General features: G+C 41.3%; 6 protein-coding genes. All 6 read right to left on the reverse strand.

Going from position 1 to position 3980, the window contains the following annotated elements; genetic code table 11:
• Positions 1–1288, reverse strand: a 1288-nt coding sequence (gene dnaX / locus HJG39_RS18815) for a DNA polymerase III subunit gamma/tau (RefSeq protein WP_268411903.1), incomplete at its 3' end; no start/stop codon positions are given.
• A gap of 7 nt (positions 1289–1295) precedes the next feature.
• Positions 1296–1832, reverse strand: a complete 537-nt coding sequence (gene apt / locus HJG39_RS18820; protein WP_268411905.1) for an adenine phosphoribosyltransferase — start codon at positions 1830–1832, stop codon at positions 1296–1298.
• A gap of 35 nt (positions 1833–1867) precedes the next feature.
• Positions 1868–2002 carry a hypothetical protein gene (locus HJG39_RS18825; protein ID WP_268411906.1) on the reverse strand — a complete coding sequence of 45 codons (135 nt, stop codon included), beginning with the start codon at positions 2000–2002 and terminating at the stop codon, positions 1868–1870.
• 170 nt (positions 2003–2172) lie between these two features.
• Positions 2173–2913 (reverse strand): HvfC family RiPP maturation protein, encoded by a 741-nt coding sequence (locus HJG39_RS18830; RefSeq protein WP_268411908.1) that lies wholly within the window; start codon positions 2911–2913, stop codon positions 2173–2175.
• A 3-nt stretch (positions 2914–2916) separates the two neighbouring features.
• The gene (locus tag HJG39_RS18835; RefSeq protein ID WP_268411909.1) at positions 2917–3753 is read right to left on the reverse strand and encodes an HvfB family MNIO-type RiPP peptide maturase; all 837 of its coding nucleotides are present in this window, start codon (positions 3751–3753) and stop codon (positions 2917–2919) included.
• 62 nt (positions 3754–3815) lie between these two features.
• On the reverse strand, positions 3816–3980 hold a 165-nt coding region (locus HJG39_RS19470), incomplete at its 5' end, for an HvfA family oxazolone/thioamide-modified RiPP metallophore (RefSeq protein WP_442781048.1).

Consider the following 3980-nt stretch of genomic DNA (forward strand, 5'->3'; position numbering starts at 1 on the left):
TTTCTGTTTCTGTTTCTGTTTCTGTTTCTGTTTCTGTTTCTGTTTCTGTTTCTGTTTCTGTTTCTGTTTCTGTTTCTGTTTCTAAAGCAGGAGAAATTAGTGTTTGTGGTAAATCACGATCTTTTTTTTCGTGTTCTAAATTCGCCTGACGCTGCGTTTCTTGAGCCAGTTGCTGACTAATCGCATCACTATCTAATTTGATATTATCCGGCGTAAACGCCAGCATTCGAAGCAAAGTCATTTCTAAACCAACACGCGGCTCTACTGAAAATGGCAGGTCTTTTCGACCTTGCAAAGCAATTTGATATAACAGTTGAACGTGCTCGGGTGGCGCGGCTTTTGCCAACGTGAAAACTGCCTTTGCGGCATGGATTTCTAACTTACATGCTTCCGGCACAAATTGCGTCAGAGCAACCTGATGTAAATAACTCATTAACTCCGCTAATACTTGCGCAAAATCGGGAGACTGAGCAGAGAGGCTATCAACAATAGATAGCGTGAGCTGTTTGTCCTTTTTAAATATGGCGTTAAGTAGTTTTAACACCACATTTCTATCCAGCAACCCAAGCATATCGGCTACAACTTGCCCTGAGACCTGACCATTACCCTGCGCTATTGCTTGGTCAGTTAAACTCAACGAATCTCTCATACTACCTTGAGCAGCACGAGCAATTTCCTGTAAACCCGAAGCTTCAAATGGAATATTTTCTTTTTGCAAAATATGTTGTAGCTGACCAAGAATTTGATCTCGGGTTAATGCTTTCAACGTGAACTGCAAGCAGCGAGACAAAATAGTGATAGGTAATTTTTGCGGATCTGTGGTCGCTAACAGAAACTTTACATGTGGCGGTGGCTCTTCCAAGGTTTTCAAAAGTGCGTTGAAACTATGCTTCGAAAGCATATGCACTTCGTCAATTAGATAAACCTTATAGCTCCCTCGTGTCGGTTTATATTGGACGTTATCGAGCAATTCTCGTGTGTCTTCAACTTTAGTTCTTGATGCCGCATCAATTTCTAATAAATCAACAAAATTGCCGCGCTCAATTTCGACACATGTGGCACATTTACCACAAGGTTTAGAACTCATTCCCTGTTCACAATTCAAGCTCTTAGCAAAAATACGCGCAATTGTGGTTTTACCAACCCCTCTTGTACCAGTAAACAAATATGCATGATGCAGGCGGTTGTTATCTAAAGCATTTGAAATAGCAGAAACAACATGTTCTTGCCCTACGAGTTCAGAAAATGAATTAGGACGCCACTTACGAGCTAGAACTTGATAACTCATTGCTCGCTCAATCTCCTTCAAACTGGCAAATGGAACGACATTCGATCCCTTCAGCCTGTAATTTGTCAACGCCCCCTAAGTCAGGCAACGAAACAACAAATCCCGCATGAGTGACAATTCCTCCTAACTGACGGATCAATTTCGCAGTCGCCAACATTGTCCCTCCAGTGGCTAACAAATCGTCAATCATAAGCACATGATCACCCTCAAATACCGAGTCGTGATGCATTTCTAAGGTATCTGTGCCATATTCCAACTCGTAACTTTCAGAAATCACTTTGCCAGGTAATTTGTTAGGCTTTCTGACAGGAATAAATCCAACGCCCAACTCTATCGCAAGAGGAGCACCGAAGATAAACCCACGCGCTTCTGTTCCAACAACATGATCAAAAGATAACCCTGAATAAAACTCAGCCAACATCTCGATGCTACGTCTAAACGCGTTTTTATCACGCATAATGCTGGTTACATCTCGGAACTGAATACCGGGCTTAGGGTAATTAGGAATGGTATTGATTACAGCTTTGATATTGTCTGAAGTCACTCATAACCTCTCACACCGAACAACAAATTATGTTCTTATTTAAAGAAAAAGGTTAACCACCCCAAGATAACATGCAACATTGGCATTGCAAGAAACACTGCTACGGCACCAAAAAAGTATGCCGCACTAAAAGGATCATTGGTTGCTAAAGGTTGCTCGTTGTTTTGCATTGGTGCTGTCTCCGAAAAAGGGCAACTGATCAGTTACCTGCTACTACTGAACTACTTGTTGGGCGCAATGTTAATGCAATTGTAGTAGCGTGGCAACGACACTGCCATCATGTAAGCAGAATTGCCACTTTCTTCTAGAATTTGGTCAGAAAAGAAAGCAGCAATATGAATTAAGCAGGAAGGAGAATTTGGGCTACTAACATCTGTTGTATAATTTGTGTCGCGCCAGCAGCCACTTGGTCTTTTGATATTTGCGGCATAGCGTCACACATATCCTCAATTAACGATGAAACTAAAACCTTTTCATTTGTTTTTACTTGATGCAAAAGGTGCGCAGTTATGTCGTTAACCTCTGTAAAATTGACCTCGTCTTCAGTGTTACGATGTACGACTAAATACGTTGTCTTTTGGCTTTCTTGAGGCTGAAAGTCAGGCGAGATTTGATGCACTGGATATTGATAGCTCAGTAGCTCAGCAAGTTCTGAGAGTATGATAGAGCTGACAGGTGACTCACCGTCCCAGCACTCAATGTTATTTTCTTGCTTACGAATACTTAGCGCGAGTTCAATCCACTCGTAGTGAGCTAGCTCTTCCATAAAAATGGGTTCATCGCCCAATTTCTGATATTCATTACTCAAAAACTCAACAAACTCTTTACTAATATCAACGAAATAAGGGGAACGGCATTCATGCTCAGAGAAAAATGTTCTTGCAAGCTTTTTCCAACGCTCTTCCTCAAACAAGGACTTTAAAACTGGAAAACCGGTTTCTAAAAAACCGAGGACATTATTAAAGAAAAGCTCACGGTAAACATTTAGTCGCTTATCTTCTAGCCCTTCTACCGGTGCATTCATATCAGGATTACGGATATGGTCGGCAAATTGATTTTGTATAGTGTGTAAAGAAGACATTAACTACGCGCTCCTTTTCGCTTCCGATACAAAGTTACGTTGAATATTTCGAATCCGCTCTACTTCCGTTAATAAATCGGCGATAGGAGGAATATTAAAATCGCGCTCTAACAGTGTTGGAAACGCACCATGAATTTCATATGCAGCTTCTAGAAGCTTCCATACAGGTTCAATAACATCGGCACCGTGAGTGTCAACGATAAGATCTTCAGCTTCATTGTAGTGACCTGCTATATGACCATAAACGATTCTATTAGTAGGCATGCCCTTCAGAAACTCAACCGCATCATACTTATGATTAATGGAATTAACATACACATTATTAACATCGAGCAATAACAAACAACCGGACTCGTTCAATACACCTTGTGTAAACTCTAATTCTGTTAACTCTTGTCCTGGCGCAGCGTAATAGGAGACATTTTCAAGAACTAATGGGCGCTCTATAATGTCTTGAACCATCTTCACGCGTTCACTTACTTGATGGATCGCTTCTTCTGTAAAAGGAATAGGCATTAAGTCATACATATGACCTTTTCCTGAGCAATAGCTCAAATGGTCACTGTAATAAAGGATATTGTGCTCATCCAAAAACGTTTTCACTTCTTTTACGAAGTTAACGTCAAGTGGATCGGGGCTACCAATTGAGAGTGATAAACCGTGAGCAACAAACTGATTTACTTTGGTAAATTTAGAAAGCGTTTTTTGATATTTCCCACCAAGAGGAATCCAGTTTTCTGGAGCGACTTCCCAGAAGTCGACATCTTTTGGTAGTTTGTCACCAAGTTCAGACAGCATCTCTCTTCTTAAGCCTAAACCAACACCTTCTAACTTTTTCATAACTTATTCCCGATAAAATAAAGGCCGGATAAAACCGGCCTATAAGCTAAACTAAAGAGTAATTAAGCTTGGCCGCCGCATTTACCTTCGCCGCATTTACCTTCTTTGCTAGACTTGCTGCCGCCGCCACATTTGCCTTCGCCGCATTTGCCTTCTTTGCTAGACTTGCTGCCGCCGCATTTGCCTTCACCGCATTTGCCTTCGCCACACTTACCTTCTTTGCTAGA

Origin of the sequence: Alteromonas sp. a30, assembly GCF_026788005.1 — a bacterium.
Classification (GTDB): Bacteria; Pseudomonadota; Gammaproteobacteria; order Enterobacterales; family Alteromonadaceae; genus Paraneptunicella.

Bases quoted from the DNA above. Each gene is read 5' to 3' on its own strand.
- HJG39_RS18825 (WP_268411906.1), bottom strand. From the start codon at position 2,002: ATGCAAAACAACGAGCAACCTTTAGCAACCAATGATCCTTTTAGTGCG.
- HJG39_RS18830 (WP_268411908.1), bottom strand. From the start codon at position 2,913: ATGTCTTCTTTACACACTATACAAAATCAATTTGCCGACCATATCCGT.
- HJG39_RS18835 (WP_268411909.1), bottom strand. From the start codon at position 3,753: ATGAAAAAGTTAGAAGGTGTTGGTTTAGGCTTAAGAAGAGAGATGCTG.